This window comes from Pectobacterium sp. S5 (assembly GCF_051707265.1).
GTDB lineage: Bacteria > Pseudomonadota > Gammaproteobacteria > Enterobacterales > Enterobacteriaceae > Pectobacterium > Pectobacterium polare.
This window is the reverse complement of record NZ_JAULSZ010000008.1, coordinates 122,236-137,645: the sequence shown is the minus strand read 5'-3', so window position 1 is coordinate 137,645 and position 15,410 is coordinate 122,236. Positions and strand designations below refer to the sequence as shown.

The 15,410-nt window shown below is 48.7% G+C and carries 15 protein-coding genes, 1 rRNA gene and 1 other annotated feature; of the genes, 6 read left to right on the top strand and 10 right to left on the bottom strand.

Going from position 1 to position 15,410, the window contains the following annotated elements:
- From QWJ20_RS21035 to rluD, 4 genes are all read right to left on the bottom strand, one after another.
- A 16S ribosomal RNA gene (locus QWJ20_RS21035) occupies window positions 1–279 on the bottom strand; the annotation flags it as partial.
- A 491-nt stretch (window positions 280–770) separates the two neighbouring features.
- Window positions 771–3,347: an ATP-dependent chaperone ClpB gene (clpB, locus tag QWJ20_RS21030; protein ID WP_224073289.1), complete on the bottom strand. Its 2,577-nt coding sequence runs from the start codon at window positions 3,345–3,347 to the stop codon at window positions 771–773.
- A 133-nt stretch (window positions 3,348–3,480) separates the two neighbouring features.
- Window positions 3,481–4,206: a purine nucleoside phosphorylase YfiH gene (gene yfiH, locus QWJ20_RS21025; protein WP_433993378.1), complete on the bottom strand. Its 726-nt coding sequence runs from the start codon at window positions 4,204–4,206 to the stop codon at window positions 3,481–3,483.
- A gap of 43 nt (window positions 4,207–4,249) precedes the next feature.
- Window positions 4,250–5,227: a 23S rRNA pseudouridine(1911/1915/1917) synthase RluD gene (rluD, locus tag QWJ20_RS21020; protein ID WP_433993377.1), complete on the bottom strand. Its 978-nt coding sequence runs from the start codon at window positions 5,225–5,227 to the stop codon at window positions 4,250–4,252.
- A 134-nt stretch (window positions 5,228–5,361) separates the two neighbouring features.
- On the opposite strand from rluD, the gene bamD reads away from it, so the two are divergent.
- From bamD to pheA, 3 genes are all read left to right on the top strand, one after another.
- On the top strand, window positions 5,362–6,096 hold the full coding sequence (gene bamD, locus QWJ20_RS21015) for an outer membrane protein assembly factor BamD (RefSeq protein ID WP_039325274.1): 735 nt from the start codon (window positions 5,362–5,364) through the stop codon (window positions 6,094–6,096).
- Between the two features lie 320 nt (window positions 6,097–6,416).
- Entirely contained in the window at window positions 6,417–6,755 is a 339-nt protein-coding gene (gene raiA, locus QWJ20_RS21010) for a ribosome-associated translation inhibitor RaiA (RefSeq protein ID WP_039488073.1), read from the top strand.
- Window positions 6,756–6,953: 198 nt separating this feature from the next.
- Window positions 6,954–7,079 (top strand) — a sequence feature (Phe leader region).
- Window positions 7,080–7,107: 28 nt separating this feature from the next.
- Window positions 7,108–8,268, top strand: coding sequence for a bifunctional chorismate mutase/prephenate dehydratase (gene pheA, locus QWJ20_RS21005; protein ID WP_174877219.1), 1,161 nt, complete (start codon window positions 7,108–7,110; stop codon window positions 8,266–8,268).
- 64 nt (window positions 8,269–8,332) lie between these two features.
- Here pheA and tyrA read toward each other — a convergent pair whose 3' ends face one another.
- Both tyrA and QWJ20_RS20995 read right to left on the bottom strand, forming a co-directional pair.
- On the bottom strand, window positions 8,333–9,454 hold the full coding sequence (tyrA, locus tag QWJ20_RS21000) for a bifunctional chorismate mutase/prephenate dehydrogenase (RefSeq protein WP_174866727.1): 1,122 nt from the start codon (window positions 9,452–9,454) through the stop codon (window positions 8,333–8,335).
- Between the two features lie 6 nt (window positions 9,455–9,460).
- Window positions 9,461–10,534, bottom strand: coding sequence for a 3-deoxy-7-phosphoheptulonate synthase (locus QWJ20_RS20995; RefSeq protein WP_095700323.1), 1,074 nt, complete (start codon window positions 10,532–10,534; stop codon window positions 9,461–9,463).
- Window positions 10,535–10,783: 249 nt separating this feature from the next.
- Here QWJ20_RS20995 and btsR point away from each other — a divergent pair, with 249 nt between their 5' ends.
- From btsR to QWJ20_RS20980, 3 genes are all read left to right on the top strand, one after another.
- A complete protein-coding gene (gene btsR / locus QWJ20_RS20990; protein ID WP_127158133.1) occupies window positions 10,784–11,500 on the top strand; it encodes a two-component system response regulator BtsR in 717 nt (238 codons plus the stop codon).
- Between the two features lie 4 nt (window positions 11,501–11,504).
- Window positions 11,505–11,894, top strand: a complete 390-nt coding sequence (locus QWJ20_RS20985; protein WP_433993376.1) for a DUF2799 domain-containing protein — start codon at window positions 11,505–11,507, stop codon at window positions 11,892–11,894.
- A gap of 263 nt (window positions 11,895–12,157) precedes the next feature.
- Window positions 12,158–13,096, top strand: coding sequence for a class I SAM-dependent methyltransferase (locus QWJ20_RS20980; protein ID WP_095995269.1), 939 nt, complete (start codon window positions 12,158–12,160; stop codon window positions 13,094–13,096).
- 261 nt (window positions 13,097–13,357) lie between these two features.
- Here QWJ20_RS20980 and rplS read toward each other — a convergent pair whose 3' ends face one another.
- The 4 genes from rplS to rpsP form a co-directional block, all read right to left on the bottom strand.
- Window positions 13,358–13,705 carry a 50S ribosomal protein L19 gene (gene rplS / locus QWJ20_RS20975; protein ID WP_039483928.1) on the bottom strand — a complete coding sequence of 116 codons (348 nt, stop codon included), beginning with the start codon at window positions 13,703–13,705 and terminating at the stop codon, window positions 13,358–13,360.
- Between the two features lie 62 nt (window positions 13,706–13,767).
- Window positions 13,768–14,523, bottom strand: a complete 756-nt coding sequence (gene trmD, locus QWJ20_RS20970) for a tRNA (guanosine(37)-N1)-methyltransferase TrmD (RefSeq protein WP_039483926.1) — start codon at window positions 14,521–14,523, stop codon at window positions 13,768–13,770.
- 38 nt (window positions 14,524–14,561) lie between these two features.
- Window positions 14,562–15,110: a ribosome maturation factor RimM gene (gene rimM, locus QWJ20_RS20965; protein WP_433993375.1), complete on the bottom strand. Its 549-nt coding sequence runs from the start codon at window positions 15,108–15,110 to the stop codon at window positions 14,562–14,564.
- 18 nt (window positions 15,111–15,128) lie between these two features.
- Window positions 15,129–15,377, bottom strand: a complete 249-nt coding sequence (rpsP, locus tag QWJ20_RS20960; protein ID WP_010285998.1) for a 30S ribosomal protein S16 — start codon at window positions 15,375–15,377, stop codon at window positions 15,129–15,131.
- Between the last annotated feature and the right edge of the window lie 33 nt (window positions 15,378–15,410).

Here is a 15,410-nt window from a genome sequence, read left to right as displayed (position 1 = left end):
TCGCCTAGGTGAGCCATTACCTCACCTACTAGCTAATCCCATCTGGGCACATCTGATGGCGAGAGGCCCGAAGGTCCCCCTCTTTGCTCTTGCGAGGTTATGCGGTATTAGCTACCGTTTCCAGTAGTTATCCCCCTCCATCAGGCAGTTTCCCAGACATTACTCACCCGTCCGCCGCTCGTCACCCAGAGAGCAAGCTCTCCTGTGCTACCGCTCGACTTGCATGTGTTAGGCCTGCCGCCAGCGTTCAATCTGAGCCATGATCAAACTCTTCAATTTAAGATTTGTTTGATTTGCTTCTACTCGAGAAGCGATGCTCAAAGAATTAGTAACTGTTCATTCGTAATGAATTTTACTGTTGTTCACTCTTCAAGACTTTTTATATCGTTAAGATACGGTCTTGTGAGTGCCCACACAGATTGTCTGATTAAATTGTTAAAGAGCAGTGCCACTTCATCGGTGGCGCGGGCTGCATATACTATGCTTTTCCGCTGTGAAGTCAAGTCATTACTGACTGCCTTCGTTGAATCTTTTTTGCTGTCACCACAACCGCGTGTCGCTGTTGCCGTGTCAGTGGATGCGCATTATAGGGACTTCTCGGGCGCTGACAAGCGCTAAATGCAAATTATTTCCCAACCGTTCAAAAACAAGACAACAAACAGCATTTAGCACACTTAACACACAAAAAGTGGATATAACCTGAGCTTAATATGTAAAAACGGAGCATCCATTAACGAATGCCCCGTTGCCCACTTACCATTTCACTCACATTATTCTTGTCGTGCGACTATCTGTTCGCCTTCAACATCTAATGTGATCGGTTTACCAGGTATCAATTTCCCCCCTAGCATCTGCTGAGCGAGTGGGTTTTCTATCAATTGCTGTATCGCTCTTTTAAGCGGACGCGCACCATAGACAGGATCAAACCCGACTTCCCCGAGCATATCTAAAGCTGCATCCGCGATCGTGACACTATATCCACGCTCTTCAAGACGCTTGTACAGTCTCTGGAGCTGAATTTGTGCGATCGACGTAATATGTGCCCTTCCCAGTGGGTGGAATACCACGACTTCATCGATACGGTTAATAAACTCAGGACGGAAGCTGTGGCTAACGACATCAAGCACCATATCCCTCATTTCGGTATAGCTGCGCTCACCAAAACGTTCCTGAATAAGGTCAGATCCCAAATTGGACGTCATGATGACCACAGTATTACGGAAGTCGACCGTTCTGCCCTGGCCATCAGTAAGGCGGCCATCATCTAATACCTGAAGTAGGATATTGAATACATCAGGGTGTGCCTTTTCGATCTCATCCAGCAAAATGACCGAATAAGGGCGACGACGCACCGCTTCCGTTAAATAGCCCCCTTCTTCGTAACCGACATATCCAGGAGGCGCACCGACCAAACGTGAAACCGAGTGTTTCTCCATAAACTCAGACATATCGATACGCACCATGGCGTCGTCACTGTCGAAGAGGAAAGTCGCCAGCGTTTTGCAGAGTTCCGTTTTCCCAACGCCTGTTGGCCCAAGGAACAGGAACGAGCCAATAGGACGATTCGGGTCAGATAGCCCAGCCCGACTACGACGGATAGAATTCGCTACCGCTTCAACGGCTTCGTTCTGCCCAATCACACGCTGATGCAGTTCATCTTCCATGCGTAATAATTTTTCTTTCTCGCTTTCCAACATGCGAGAAACAGGAATCCCAGTCCAACGCGCCAGCACATCAGCAATTTCAACATCCGTTACTCGATTACGCAGCAAATGCATCGTTTTCCCTTCCTGCTGCGTTGCTGCTGCCAGTTGTTTCTCCAGCTCAGGGATTTTGCCATATTGCAGCTCAGACATTATTCCCAGATCGCCCTGACGACGAGCCTGTTCCAGCGCAATTTTCGCCTGCTCTAAAGACGCTTTAATATTCTGCGTTCCCGTGAGTGACGCTTTTTCTGCTTTCCACTCTTCTTCTTGTTGGGAATATTCACGCTCTTTTTGGTCAAGTTCCGCACTCAGCAATTCAAGCCGCTTTTGGCTGGCTTCATCAGATTCTTTTTTCAGCGCCTGCTGCTCCAGCTTTAACTGGATGATTCGGCGTTCCAGCCGATCAAGCGGCTCTGGTTTCGAATCAATCTGAATACGAATACTGGATGCCGCCTCATCAATCAGGTCAATCGCTTTATCCGGCAACTGACGATCCGCGATATAACGATGAGATAACATGGCTGCCGCAACAATCGCTGGGTCAGTAATTTGTACATGATGGTGCAATTCATAGCGCTCTTTCAGCCCGCGCAGAATCGCAATCGTGTCTTCAACAGTCGGTTCAGCGACAAACACTTTCTGGAAACGACGCTCAAGGGCCGCGTCTTTTTCAATATATTGCCGATACTCATTGAGCGTTGTTGCCCCAACGCAATGCAACTCACCACGAGCCAGCGCAGGTTTTAGCATATTGCCGGCATCCATCGCGCCATCTGCTTTGCCTGCCCCCACCATCGTATGGAGTTCATCAATAAACAGAATGACGTTGCCTTCCTGCTTAGACAGATCGTTGAGCACGCCTTTCAAACGTTCTTCAAACTCACCACGATATTTCGCCCCCGCCACCAGCGCGCCCATATCCAGTGAAAGTACTCGCTTGTTTTTCAGGCCTTCAGGCACTTCACCATTAACGATACGCTGGGCCAACCCTTCCACTATCGCGGTTTTACCCACGCCGGGCTCACCAATTAATACTGGGTTATTTTTGGTACGACGCTGTAGGACCTGAATAGTACGGCGAATTTCTTCATCACGTCCGATCACCGGATCGAGCTTGCCTTGCTCCGCTCGCTCCGTGAGGTCAATAGTGAATTTTTTTAATGCCTGGCGCTGATCTTCAGCCCCTTGATCGTTCACTTGCTCCCCTCCTCTCACCTGATCGATAGCATTTGTTACACCTTGCTGCGTAACACCCGCCTTTTTCAAAATATCCCCCAGCGAGCCACGAGATTCCAGCGCAGCAAGCGCGAAAAGCTCCGAAGAGATAAAGGTATCGCCACGCTTTTGCGCCAGCTTGTCGCACATATTCAATACGCGGACTAACTCGTTCGAAGGTTGAACATCACCATCAGTGCCTTCAACCTGAGGCAAACGCGCGATTGCCTGGTCGATTTCGCTTTTCAGGTGATTAAGATTGGCTCCGGCAACAGTCAGAAGTGGACCAACAGTTCCACCATCCTGATGAAGCAAGGCGCTCATCAAGTGAAGTGGTTCAATAAACTGGTGATCGCGCCCAAGGGCAAGAGACTGGGCATCAGCAAGAGCAAGTTGGAATTTGTTGGTAAGACGATCCAGACGCATAACACCTCCCATACACTGGTCAAAATTGCTACTGGAGATTAAATGAGGTCATCCCTCAAAAATTTCAAGGTTATTTTGCCAGTCGTGACAGGATTTAAATGTTACTTGTCTTGGATCGTCTTAATTCAATAGGTTATATCAGCCAGATTAAACTTGCCATACGGCCAGTCACACCATCACGCCGATAAGAGAAAAATTTGTGAGGCTCGCTCACAGTACAGGCATTTCCACCAAAAATTTGCGTTACCCCTGCGGCACGTAAACGCAAACGTGCCAGTTGGTAGATATCGGCAAAAAATTTGTTTCCTTCAGGCCGAAATGCAGAGGCCGCTGCCGCATCATGCTGAATAAATGCGTCCCTAACCTCAGGGCCGACCTCAAAGGCATCAGGCCCGATAGCGGGTCCCAACCACGCCATAATTTGCGCGGGTTGCGCACGGAAACAGGCTAACGTTTCTTCCAATACCCCCGCGTGCAATCCCCGCCAACCAGCATGCGCGGCAGCGACTTCGTCACCGTTGATTGCACAAAAAAGCACGGGCAAACAGTCAGCCGTCATCACCGCACAGACTTTTCCTTTCTTATCTGTATAAGCGGCATCACCGCAAACAGATGTTGGGGACACCTCACCAATACGAATCACATCGGTGCCATGAACCTGTTCTAGCCAATGCGGCATAGTAGGAAGGCCAGCCAGCTCCACCAGCGTTTGCCGATTTGCGGTGACGTGCGCGGGCTCATCGCCCACATGATTCCCTAAATTCAGCGAATCATAAGGTGCACCACTGCACCCGCCAACACGCGTCGTACTACAAGATTTCACACTTTCTGGCAAAGGCCAGTCGGGGTATATCAACATAGTCCGTCACCTCTATAAATCGGCACTTATCGTATTGAATACATTACCAGTCGAGCTGATCCTTAAACGCTTCAGTATCGGCTTTCAGCGCATTAATCAGATCGACCATATCCTGTGGCAATTCCGCATGCCATTCCATGTGAATGCCAGTAATAGGATGGTAGAAACGCAACATGGTGGCATGCAGCGCTTGACGATCGAACCCACGCAGCATCTCAATGAAATCCTCCGAAGCGCCTTTTGGCGGGCGAGGACGACCACCGTATAGTTGATCGCCAACCAGAGGATGATTAATGTGCGCCATATGCACGCGAATCTGATGGGTGCGCCCCGTTTCCAGCCGCAACCGCAAACGGGTATGCGCACGGAAATGTTCCATGATGCGATAATGTGTCACGGCAGGTTTACCCATTGGGTGCACAGCCATATGAGTACGCTTGGTTGAGTGACGAGCGATAGGCTGCTCGACCATGCCACCCGCAGTCATCGAACCAATCGCAACGGCTTCATATTCACGAGTAATTTCACGCGCCTGTAACGCCTCAACTAAACGCGTCTGTGCGGGTACGGTTTTCGCGACGACCATAAGCCCTGTCGTATCTTTATCAAGTCGGTGCACAATCCCGGCACGGGGCACATCGGCAATCTCAGGGTAATGATGTAACAAGGCATTCAATACCGTGCCATCTGGGTTACCCGCACCGGGGTGAACCACCAGATCTCTGGGTTTATTGATGACCAGGATATCCTGATCTTCGTACACGATATCCAGTTTGATATCCTGTGCTTCCCAGCGTGCTTCTTCTTCAATCAATGCATCAATGGCTACCGATTCGCCGCCAAGTACTTTCTCTTTTGGCTTATTGATGACATTGCCGTTAATCTGTACTCGATTCTCAAGAATCCACTCTTTTATACGGGATCGTGAATAATCAGGGAACAATTCGGCCAAAGCCTGATCTAAACGTTGTCCGAGTTGAGATTCGGCCACCGTTGCGGTGAGTTGTACTTGTTGTGCCATATTATGCAGCTTCTTCGTTAACGTTGGGTTTTGACGGCGACGCCGTTTAAAATAATGTACTATTGTAGCTGGTCTAAATCGGGAGCTTAACGGACAGCCTCCCGGAATAACATTCTGAGGATAATCAAAACGTCATGACGCGTATGAAATATCTGGTGGCTGCCGCCACGTTGAGCCTGGCGCTGGCTGGTTGCTCCAGCAATTCCAAAGATGCGGTTCCTGATAGTCCGCCATCTGAAATCTATGCCAATGCTCAACAAAAACTGCAGGACGGCAACTTTAAAGCAGCCATCACGCAGTTGGAAGCACTGGATAACCGGTATCCCTTTGGCCCCTACTCGCAGCAAGTACAGTTGGATTTGATCTACGCTTATTACAAATCCGCCGAGCTGCCATTGGCCCAAGCTTCTATTGACCGCTTCCTGCGACTCAACCCGACCCATCCAAACGTGGATTATGTCCTGTACATGCGCGGCCTTACCGACATGGCGCTGGATGATAGTGCGTTACAAGGCTTCTTCGGCGTTGATCGTTCCGATCGCGATCCGCAGTATGCCCGTACCGCATTCCGGGATTTCAGCAAGCTCATTCAGGGATATCCGAACAGCCAATACGCCACCGACGCAAACAAGCGTTTGGTTTACCTCAAAGAGCGTCTGGCCAAGTATGAACTTTCTGTCGCGCAATACTACACGAAACGCGGCGCTTATGTGGCAGTAGTTAATCGCGTTGAGCAAATGCTGCGTGATTACCCAGATACCCAGGCAACAAAAAATGCCCTGCCGTTGATGGAAAATGCTTATCGCGAACTGCAACTGGCCGCACAGGCGGACAAAGTCGCAAAAGTCATCGCGGCGAACCCAGCATAAACGACAAGTGACACACAGTAATAAGACGGCAGCTTCGGTTGCCGTTTTTTATGGTTCGATCGGTTGGCTATGCATAGATGAGCAGAAAAAACAGGTTGGCGGGAGTCAATAACAGCGTAGTAGCGTCAATACATCCTATCAATAATGGCACAGGCCAGATGCCCCCTCAAGCACTTCCCTCCTATTCCCAATGATGCTTCACAAATCGCATTTTCTTGACAAAAAGTGACGAAAAAAAGCGATCAACATCACGCTTTTTGTCACAACTCACTGTATGCTGAAATTATCCAAGACGGACATAGGCAGAGAGGTAAGTTTATATGACTATTAATATTACCAGTAAGCAAATGGATATCACTCCCGCAATTCGTCAACATGTCGAAGACCGTCTTTCTAAGCTGGATAAGTGGCAAACCCAGCTGATTAACCCGCATATTATTTTGTCAAAAGAACCACAGGGTTTTGTAGCAGATGCCACTATCAGTACGCCAAACGGCCCGCTGGTTGCCAGTGCCAAACATGACGATATGTATGCCGCCATCAACGAGCTAATTGCCAAGTTGGAACGCCAGTTGGACAAACTCCAACATAAAGGTGAAGCCAGACGTGCGGTAGCGGGCGTCAAAGAAGCCAATCTACAGCCGACGCAAGAAGAGTAACTTTTCCGTTTTCTTTACCTCAATATAACGCGCCTGAGGGCGCGTTTTTGCATTCAAAGTTCCGCAACCCACATCTTAAAGATCCAACGCGATACCTCGTTTAACATTGCGCTCGGCGATTTTGTATTGACAGGATGAAAAGCCAACAGTTACCTTACCTACTTAGAATCTGGATATTCTCCTGACTAACCGAGTAAACATGATAAATAAACTGTTCTTCTTCGTATTTTTTTTCACCTTCCCCTGATTTGGGAGGCGATTCGTCGTAAGAGCAAGAATACGAAGACGAACAAAAAAGCCTCCTGACCAGGAGGCTTTTTTTATATAAGAACATAAGACAGGTAACAGCATCATGACAGACAACCCATTACTGGCACTGCGAGAACGCATCAGCGCATTGGATCTGCAATTAATTGAATTGTTGGCACAAAGACGAGAACTCGCGCTGGACGTTGCTCGCAGCAAATTGCATTCGCATCGCCCAATCCGTGACAAAGAGCGTGAGCGTGATTTGCTGGACAAACTGACCGCCGCTGGGAAAAAGCATCATCTTGATGGTCACTACATTACCCGCTTATTTCAGCTCATCATTGAAGATTCGGTACTGACGCAGCAGGCACTCTTGCAGCATCACCTCAACCAAACAGCGTCACACTCTGCACGTATTGCGTTTCTCGGTCCGAAAGGATCTTATTCCCATCTCGCCGCTCGCCAATATGCCGCACGGCACTTCGAGCAATTTGTTGAGTGTGGTTGCCTAAAATTTCAGGACATCTTCAACATGGTGGAAACTGGGCAAGCGGACTATGCCGTTCTGCCGATTGAAAACACCAGCTCTGGCTCGATCAATGACGTCTACGACCTGCTGCAACACACGGCTTTATCCATCGTTGGCGAATTAACCAATCCAATCAATCACTGTGTTTTAGTTGCCACCGATACGTCATTGGAACAGATCGAAACAGTTTATAGCCACCCACAACCGTTCCAGCAGTGCAGCCATTTCATTAACCGTTTTCCACACTGGAAGATTGAATATTGTGAGAGCACGGCCGCGGCGATGGAAAAAGTGGCCGCACTCAACTCACCAAAGGCAGCAGCACTCGGCAGCGAAGCCGGTGGTCAGCTTTATCAGCTACAGATGCTGGAACACGATCTGGCAAATCAGTCGCAAAACATCACTCGCTTCATTGTATTAGCACGCAAGCCGATTGATGTTACTGAACAAGTACCGGCAAAAACCACGCTAATTATGGCAACTGGCCAACAGTCAGGTGCGCTGGTAGAAGCGCTGTTGGTATTGCGTGATAACGGCATTGTGATGACCAAGCTGGAATCCAGACCGATCAACGGTAATCCGTGGGAAGAGATGTTCTATTTGGACGTACAGGCCAACCTGCGCAGCGATGCCATGCAGAAAGCGCTAAAAGGATTAGCCCCCATCACCCGCTCGTTAAAAGTGTTGGGCTGCTACCCGAGTGAAAACGTCGTACCCGTCGAGGTTAACGAGTAATTGAAAAAGCCATCCTGGTATCCCCGGGATGGCTTCTTAAATACAACCAAGATAGCGAACGTACTTATTGACGAATATCGTTTGCCTGGCGTAAAAGCACCCGGCTCTCCGCCTGAAAGCGTTTGGCATAGTCGCCAAACCAGTGTTCGACTTTCTTGAAGCGGTTAATAAATTCGGCTTTATCCGTTTGCTCCAGTAACTCAATCGCTTCGCCAAAACGTTGGTAGTAACGCTTAATCAACGCCAGATTATCCGCTGAAGACATAATAATGTCGGCATAAAGCTGCGGATCCTGCGCAAACAGCCGTCCAACCATGATCAATTCCAGACGATAGATTGGCGATGACAGCGCTAATAGCTGTTCAAGCTGCACATTCTCTTCCGCTAAATGCAGGCCATATGCGAATGTCGCAAAGTGACGCAGCGCCTGAATGAACATCATGTTCTGATCGTGTTCGACCGCACTGATACGATGCAGACGCGCGCCCCACACCTGAATCTGTTCCAGTAACCACTGGTAGGCTTCCGGCTGCCGCCCATCGCAATAGACGACAACCTGCTTGGCAAGACTACCGCTGTCTGGCCCAAACATAGGATGTAACCCGAGTACCGGACCATTATGCACTGCCAGCATCGCCTGAAGTGGGCCATTTTTTACCGATGCCAAATCAACCAAAATACAGTCATCAGGTAAAGCAGGCAGACGGGCAATAACCTGTTCAGTCACGTGAATCGGCACGCTAACAATCACCATACCGGCATCAGACAGCAGTTCATCAGCACGCGGCCAATCATCTTGCTCCAGGATCCTCACCTGATAGCCCGATAGCGTCAGCATTTTCTCAAACAGGTTGCCCATTTGACCCCGGCCACCGATGATAACGACCGGGCGCAACTGCGGGCACAGCGTTTTAAAGCCTTTGTCGTTTTCACTGGTATAGGATTCGCGCATGGTGCGCCGCAGGATATCCTCAATGAGATCCGGCGGAACCCCCATCGACTCCGCTTCTTTACGACGTGAGCTGAGCATGGCCGCTTCACGATCGGGCGCATAAATGGGCAAACCATAGCGGCTTTTCACTTCACCCACTTCTGCCACCAAACGCAACCGACGTGATAACAGCGCGACAAGCTCCTTATCTACCTCATCTATCTGATCACGCAATACGGTCAGTTCAGCTACCATCTTTTGTTACTCTCCTGAATGTTTCACACGTGCAGCGCTCAGATCTTGATGAACGGAACGCAGCAACGTCTCTGTACTTTCCCAACTGATACAGGCATCCGTGACCGATACACCGTAGCGCATATCTGAACGCGGCTGTTCTGAAGACTGGCTCCCCTCGTTAAGGTGGCTTTCCAGCATCAAACCTATAATGGAACGATTTCCCGCCTTGATTTGTTCAATCGCAGATTCAACAACAAGTGGCTGACGGCGGTAGTCTTTATTCGAATTACCGTGGCTACAATCTATCATCAGCGCAGGTCTCAGTCCCGCTTCCTGCATCTGTTTTTCACATTCGGCGACATCTTGCGCACTGTAGTTTGGTTTTTTACCGCCGCGTAGAATCACATGACCATCAATGTTCCCTTGCGTTTGCAGCAGACAAACTTGCCCAGTTTGGTTGATACCAACAAAACGGTGCGGCATCGCGGCGGCTCTCATCGCGTTGATCGCCGTTCCCAGACTGCCGTCAGTGCCGTTTTTGAACCCGACAGGCATCGACAGGCCGGAAGCCATCTCACGGTGCGTTTGTGATTCTGTCGTACGTGCACCGATAGCCGACCAGCTGAACAAATCACCCAGGTATTGCGGGCTGTTTGGATCAAGCGCTTCGGTCGCCAGTGGCAGACCCATATTGACCAGTTCCAGCAGCAACCCACGCGCGATGTGCAGCCCAGCTTCCACATCAAATGAACCATCCATGAACGGATCGTTGATGAGCCCTTTCCAGCCCACGGTGGTACGCGGTTTTTCAAAATAAACACGCATGACAATGTATAGGCGATCGTTTAATTCAGCAGCAAGCGACTGCAGGCGGCGCGCGTATTCCAACGCAGCATCCGTGTCATGAATCGAGCAAGGCCCGCAGACGATCAGCAAACGATCGTCACGCCCATGAATGATATCCGCAATGGTTGCTCTCGCTTGCGCAATATCGCGCTGCTCTGCGTCGTTAAGCGGAAACTTGGCTTTCAATTCATCGGGTGTAATTAAAACCTGCTCTGCACTGATATTAATATTGTTAAGTGAATCTTTTTGCATGATCCCATTCCTGAAGAGTTCGGTATGTTCGCGATCGCCTGTAAAGACTACTGTCTGTACAACCTGCCTACGCGTGATGTTTACACCATAACACGAACCGTAAAGATTTCAATCCACTTAGTGTAAATAAAAAATTACCACCCTAAATATTGCCAGAAAAACGATATCTGCCAGCCCTATCACTTCCCGATACAACCATGCTAATCCCTGGCGTGAATAATGGTAGAATCACGCCAACAAGGGGGAAGGATGCTGAAAGCCATAATCATCGATGACGAACAGCTGGCACGCGAAGAGCTCAGCCTGCTGCTGGAAAATGAGTCTGATATCACCATCATTGCACAATGCAGCAATGCGCTGGAGGCGATACCGGCTATCCATCGGCTGCAACCGGATGTGATTTTTCTGGATATACAAATGCCAAAGGTCAGCGGATTAGAGCTGGTCGCCATGTTAGATCCAGAAAATATGCCTTATGTCGTCTTCGTGACAGCCTATGATGAGTACGCGGTGAGGGCATTTGAAGAGCATGCTTTTGACTATTTACTCAAACCACTGGACGCACAGCGGCTAAGCAAAACGCTAAATCGTTTACGTCGCGGAGTTAGTGTAAATAAAAACGTACAGATAGTTTCAGAACCCTTGCTTCGCCATATTCCCTGTAACGGACACAACCGTATTTTTTTGCTCAAGATTGAGGAAGTCGAGTATCTTTGTTCAGAACTCAGCGGCGTACACGTCGTGGGCGTCAGCCAATCTGGCTATACCCAACTGTCATTGAAAACGCTGGAAGAAAAAACGCCTTTCGTCCGTTGCCATCGCCAATACATGGTTAATACGGAACAGCTGAAAGAAATCCAGTTAATGGAGAACGGCGCAGCAGAAGTATTGACGCATACGGGAAAACACATCCCCGTCAGTCGCCGCTACCTCAAATTACTGAAAGAAAAATTGGGCATCGCCTGATGCGATGCTTCTTCAGGCCGATGGCCGAAACATTGAAGGTTTGATGATGAAATACAGTTATATCTTGGCTGTAATTCTTTTAATGACAGCATGCCAAAGCAACGTCCCGTCGCTCCCTGCAAAAAATGAGTCAGGCTTCTGGTACGAAACAGGTTATCAGGATGCAATCTCTGGCATGGTCGTAAAGGACGATAGCACTTTGCAGGAATGGTTTGGTAATCCTCAAGTTGACCGTGAAACCTACCTGCGTGGCTATCAGGCCGGACAGTCGGCTTTTTGCGGTACAGATAACATGGAAGAATGGGGAAAAGCAGGGAAAAACTTTCCCGCCAGCTGCGACGGCGTAGAGAATGCGGAGATACTGCGAGCTCGCTGGCAACAGAGTCTGCCTTAACACTCTCTCAAAGATAAAACGATGACCCATACTCACCAGCAATTTAGCTGGCAAAACGCTATGGTTCATCGCATCTGGTAACAATTCCACTCACTTTTGTACTCACACAGAAATACATCAGACATACCTCCCCTCTATCATCGCTCACATAAAATAATCACATTCAGTTATTAACAACCTGATACTGAGATACCGAAGAATCATATCCCACTGATAGTTAAATCTATTATTCCTGATAGCGATTGATATTATGGAGTGCTCATATGTCCGGTTCAAACAAGCCTCATAACCCGTCTCTCAATAGCAGCTCAAGACTCTTATCACACGCTACCTCATCACAGGAAAGCCATGATGAACGAGTCGCAGCGGTAAAGAACAACATTATCGAGTCCGGCGACCATCCCGGCATTGCCGTAGAGGAACAACTCGCTATTCTGGAGGCGTTCTCTCACCTTGAGCTAGGCAAGTTTTTACTAAAACATCACGGGTTAAATGCGTACTGGACGCATAATGTGATAACACATCAGCCAGCTCACTATGTTAATCCACTCGAAGAAATCATCTATACACAGTTACCCAGCGTTTTGGCAACACGTGAACGATTTGGTATTTTCCAACGCTTACTTCAAGAGCTCTTGCGCCCCGACGCCATCATGGTATCTGTCCCTTGTGGCGTCATGGCCGATTTACTGCTGTTGGACTATACGCGACATCGAGATGTGAAATTAATCGGGATCGATCTGGATAAACAGGCGCTGGAAGAAGCGTATAAGCTTGCCAGTCAGCAGGGGCTGGAAAATAAGATATCGTTGGTACTTGCTGATGCCTGGACAATTGATTTGGCAGCACAAGCAGATGTGATTACCAGCAACGGACTCAACGTCTATGAACAAGATGATGACAAAGTTACTGAGCTTTACCGCGTGTTCTACTCTGGGCTGAAACCTGGCGGTACGCTGATAACCAGCTTTATGACACCGCCACCTACGCTGTCGCAAGATTCCCCATGGATAAATACCGATCCGAAATTACTGGCCCTCCAATCTGTACTTTTCTCACGCATTATCGGGGCAACATGGACAGCGTTTCGTACCCACAAACAAACACAGTTGCAGCTAGAGCAGGCAGGATTTACAGATATTCAATTTATTAACGACCATATGCACATGTACCCAACAGTCATCGCGAATAAACCGTTCTGAACAGGATAAAAGCGGTATCAACACGATATTTTGATCGCCGTAACCGATCAATATTGAAAAATTGATCTGTATAAACGTTTATAAAATAACCATATCTAATGTCATCATGGTACTGAAATTCAAACAATAATGATGGCACCAGGGAAAGCCAAGCCCACCAAGATGGTGGGCTTTTTACTGCCGTCAGGCATAAAAAAAGGGCTTAGCCTTTGGCTAAACCCCTTATCAATAACAACTTTCGGATGTTGCGAAAGCGCTATCTTAGTTAAGACGCTCTTTGATACGAGCAGACTTACCAGTACGCTCACGCAGGTAGTACAGTTTGGCTTTACGCACGGCACCACGACGTTTAACAGTAATGCTGTCAATAACCGGAGAGTGAGTCTGGAATACACGCTCCACGCCTTCGCCGTTAGAAATTTTGCGAACAGTGAATGCAGAATGCAGACCGCGGTTACGAATAGCGATAACCACGCCCTCGAATGCCTGCAGACGTTTTTTGCTACCTTCAACAACCCATACCTTCACTTCTACGGAATCACCCGGACGAAATGCAGGTACGTCCTGCTTCATTTGTTCGTCTTCGATTTGCTTAATAATGTTGCTCATAATATGTCTCTTACCCTAGGTAAACTGATAGTTGGGTTCGCGCGGTAAACCGGCGTAACCACCTAATACTCTTGTTGCTCAGACTGATATTCACGTTGGAATTCAGCCAGCAACCTTGTTTGCTCGTCAGTCAGAGCTAGGCTTTTCAGAAGTTCAGGTCTTCTAAGCCAGGTTCGGCCCAGCGACTGCTTCAATCGCCAGCGACGTATTTCCGCATGGTTGCCAGACAGTAACACTGCCGGAACGTCCATGCCTTCCAGTATTTCAGGGCGAGTGAAATGAGGGCAGTCCAGCAATCCATCGGCAAAAGAATCTTCTTCTGCTGAAGCCTGATGTCCCAGAACGCCCGGTATAAAACGGGCAACGGAGTCAATCAGGGTCATCGCTGGCAGTTCCCCACCGCTGAGTACGTAATCGCCAATCGACCATTCTTCATCGATTTCGGTTTTAATTACGCGCTCATCAATCCCTTCGTACCGTCCACAGACCAGAATCATTTTCTGGTTCGTAGCGAGTTGATGTACGCCTTGCTGATCTAATTTACGGCCCTGAGGTGATAAATAAATCACTTTCGCGCCTTCGCCTGCCGCTGCTTTTGCTGCGTGGATCGCATCCCGTAAAGGTTGCACCATCATCAGCATTCCGGGGCCGCCGCCATAAGGCCGATCGTCCACGGTGCGATGCCGATCGTAAGTGAAATCACGAGGACTCCAATACTGTACGTTCAGCAGGCCATTTTTAACTGCCCGGCCAGTGACTCCGTAATCAGTAATCGCACGGAACATCTCTGGAAACAGGCTAATCACCCCAATCCACATAGTCTCGTTCCGCTGGATACTACTGGTCGATTCAGAGTTCAAAAACCAGGATCCCAATCTACTTCAACAGTGTGAGCAGAAAGGTCGACGCGCTTAACAACCTGTTCGGTGAGGAACGGAACCAGCCGTTCCTTGACTCCGAAGGCATCTTTCAGGTTGGCCTTTATTACCATCACATCGTTCGAGCCGGTTTCCATCATGTCGATGATTTTACCTAACTCATAACCGGCTACGGTCACGACCTGACAGCCAATAAGATCCTTCCAGTAATAATCACCTTCGCCCAGGTCGGGCAGTTGTGACGAATCTACGACAATTTCACAATTGGTCAGTAAATTAGCCGCATCACGGTCATCAGCACCTTTCACTTTGATGATTAGGTCCTGATTGTGATACTTCCAGCCTTCAATCTCGACAAGCTGCCAACCGCTTTTACTCTGGATGAACCAAGGTTGATAATCAAAAATGCTCTCGGCATCTTCGGTGGATGAAAACACTCTGAGCCAACCTCGGATGCCATATGCCGACCCTATCTTCCCCATCACAATCGGGTTAACGGGAGGTTTAGGGCTGAGTTGATTGCTCATTATCACCACCGCAACAGGTTATGCTGCTTTTTTAGCGTCTTTGATCAGCGAAGATACGCGATCAGACACAGTTGCACCCAGACCAAGCCAATGCTCGATACGGTCCAGATCCAGACGCAGGGCTTCTGCTTGACCAGATGCGATTGGGTTGAAGAAACCTACGCGCTCGATGAAACGACCATCACGCGCATTGCGGCTATCGGTCACGACTACTTGATAGAAGGGGCGTTTTTTCGCGCCGCCACGTGCCAAACGAATTGTTACCATAACATCCTCTTTAGTGAATAAAACAACTGGGCC

Bases quoted from the DNA above. Each gene is read 5' to 3' on its own strand.
- bamD (WP_039325274.1), top strand. From the start codon at position 5,362: ATGACGCGTATGAAATATCTGGTGGCTGCCGCCACGTTGAGCCTGGCG.
- yfiH (WP_433993378.1), bottom strand. From the start codon at position 4,206: ATGTTGATATACCCCGACTGGCCTTTGCCAGAAAGTGTGAAATCTTGT.
- QWJ20_RS20985 (WP_433993376.1), top strand. From the start codon at position 11,505: ATGCTTCTTCAGGCCGATGGCCGAAACATTGAAGGTTTGATGATGAAA.
- rluD (WP_433993377.1), bottom strand. From the start codon at position 5,227: ATGGCACAACAAGTACAACTCACCGCAACGGTGGCCGAATCTCAACTC.
- raiA (WP_039488073.1), top strand. From the start codon at position 6,417: ATGACTATTAATATTACCAGTAAGCAAATGGATATCACTCCCGCAATT.
- QWJ20_RS20995 (WP_095700323.1), bottom strand. From the start codon at position 10,534: ATGCAAAAAGATTCACTTAACAATATTAATATCAGTGCAGAGCAGGTT.
- rplS (WP_039483928.1), bottom strand. From the start codon at position 13,705: ATGAGCAACATTATTAAGCAAATCGAAGACGAACAAATGAAGCAGGAC.
- tyrA (WP_174866727.1), bottom strand. From the start codon at position 9,454: ATGGTAGCTGAACTGACCGTATTGCGTGATCAGATAGATGAGGTAGAT.
- pheA (WP_174877219.1), top strand. From the start codon at position 7,108: ATGACAGACAACCCATTACTGGCACTGCGAGAACGCATCAGCGCATTG.
- QWJ20_RS20980 (WP_095995269.1), top strand. From the start codon at position 12,158: ATGTCCGGTTCAAACAAGCCTCATAACCCGTCTCTCAATAGCAGCTCA.
- btsR (WP_127158133.1), top strand. From the start codon at position 10,784: ATGCTGAAAGCCATAATCATCGATGACGAACAGCTGGCACGCGAAGAG.
- rpsP (WP_010285998.1), bottom strand. From the start codon at position 15,377: ATGGTAACAATTCGTTTGGCACGTGGCGGCGCGAAAAAACGCCCCTTC.
- trmD (WP_039483926.1), bottom strand. From the start codon at position 14,523: ATGTGGATTGGGGTGATTAGCCTGTTTCCAGAGATGTTCCGTGCGATT.
- rimM (WP_433993375.1), bottom strand. From the start codon at position 15,110: ATGAGCAATCAACTCAGCCCTAAACCTCCCGTTAACCCGATTGTGATG.
- clpB (WP_224073289.1), bottom strand. From the start codon at position 3,347: ATGCGTCTGGATCGTCTTACCAACAAATTCCAACTTGCTCTTGCTGAT.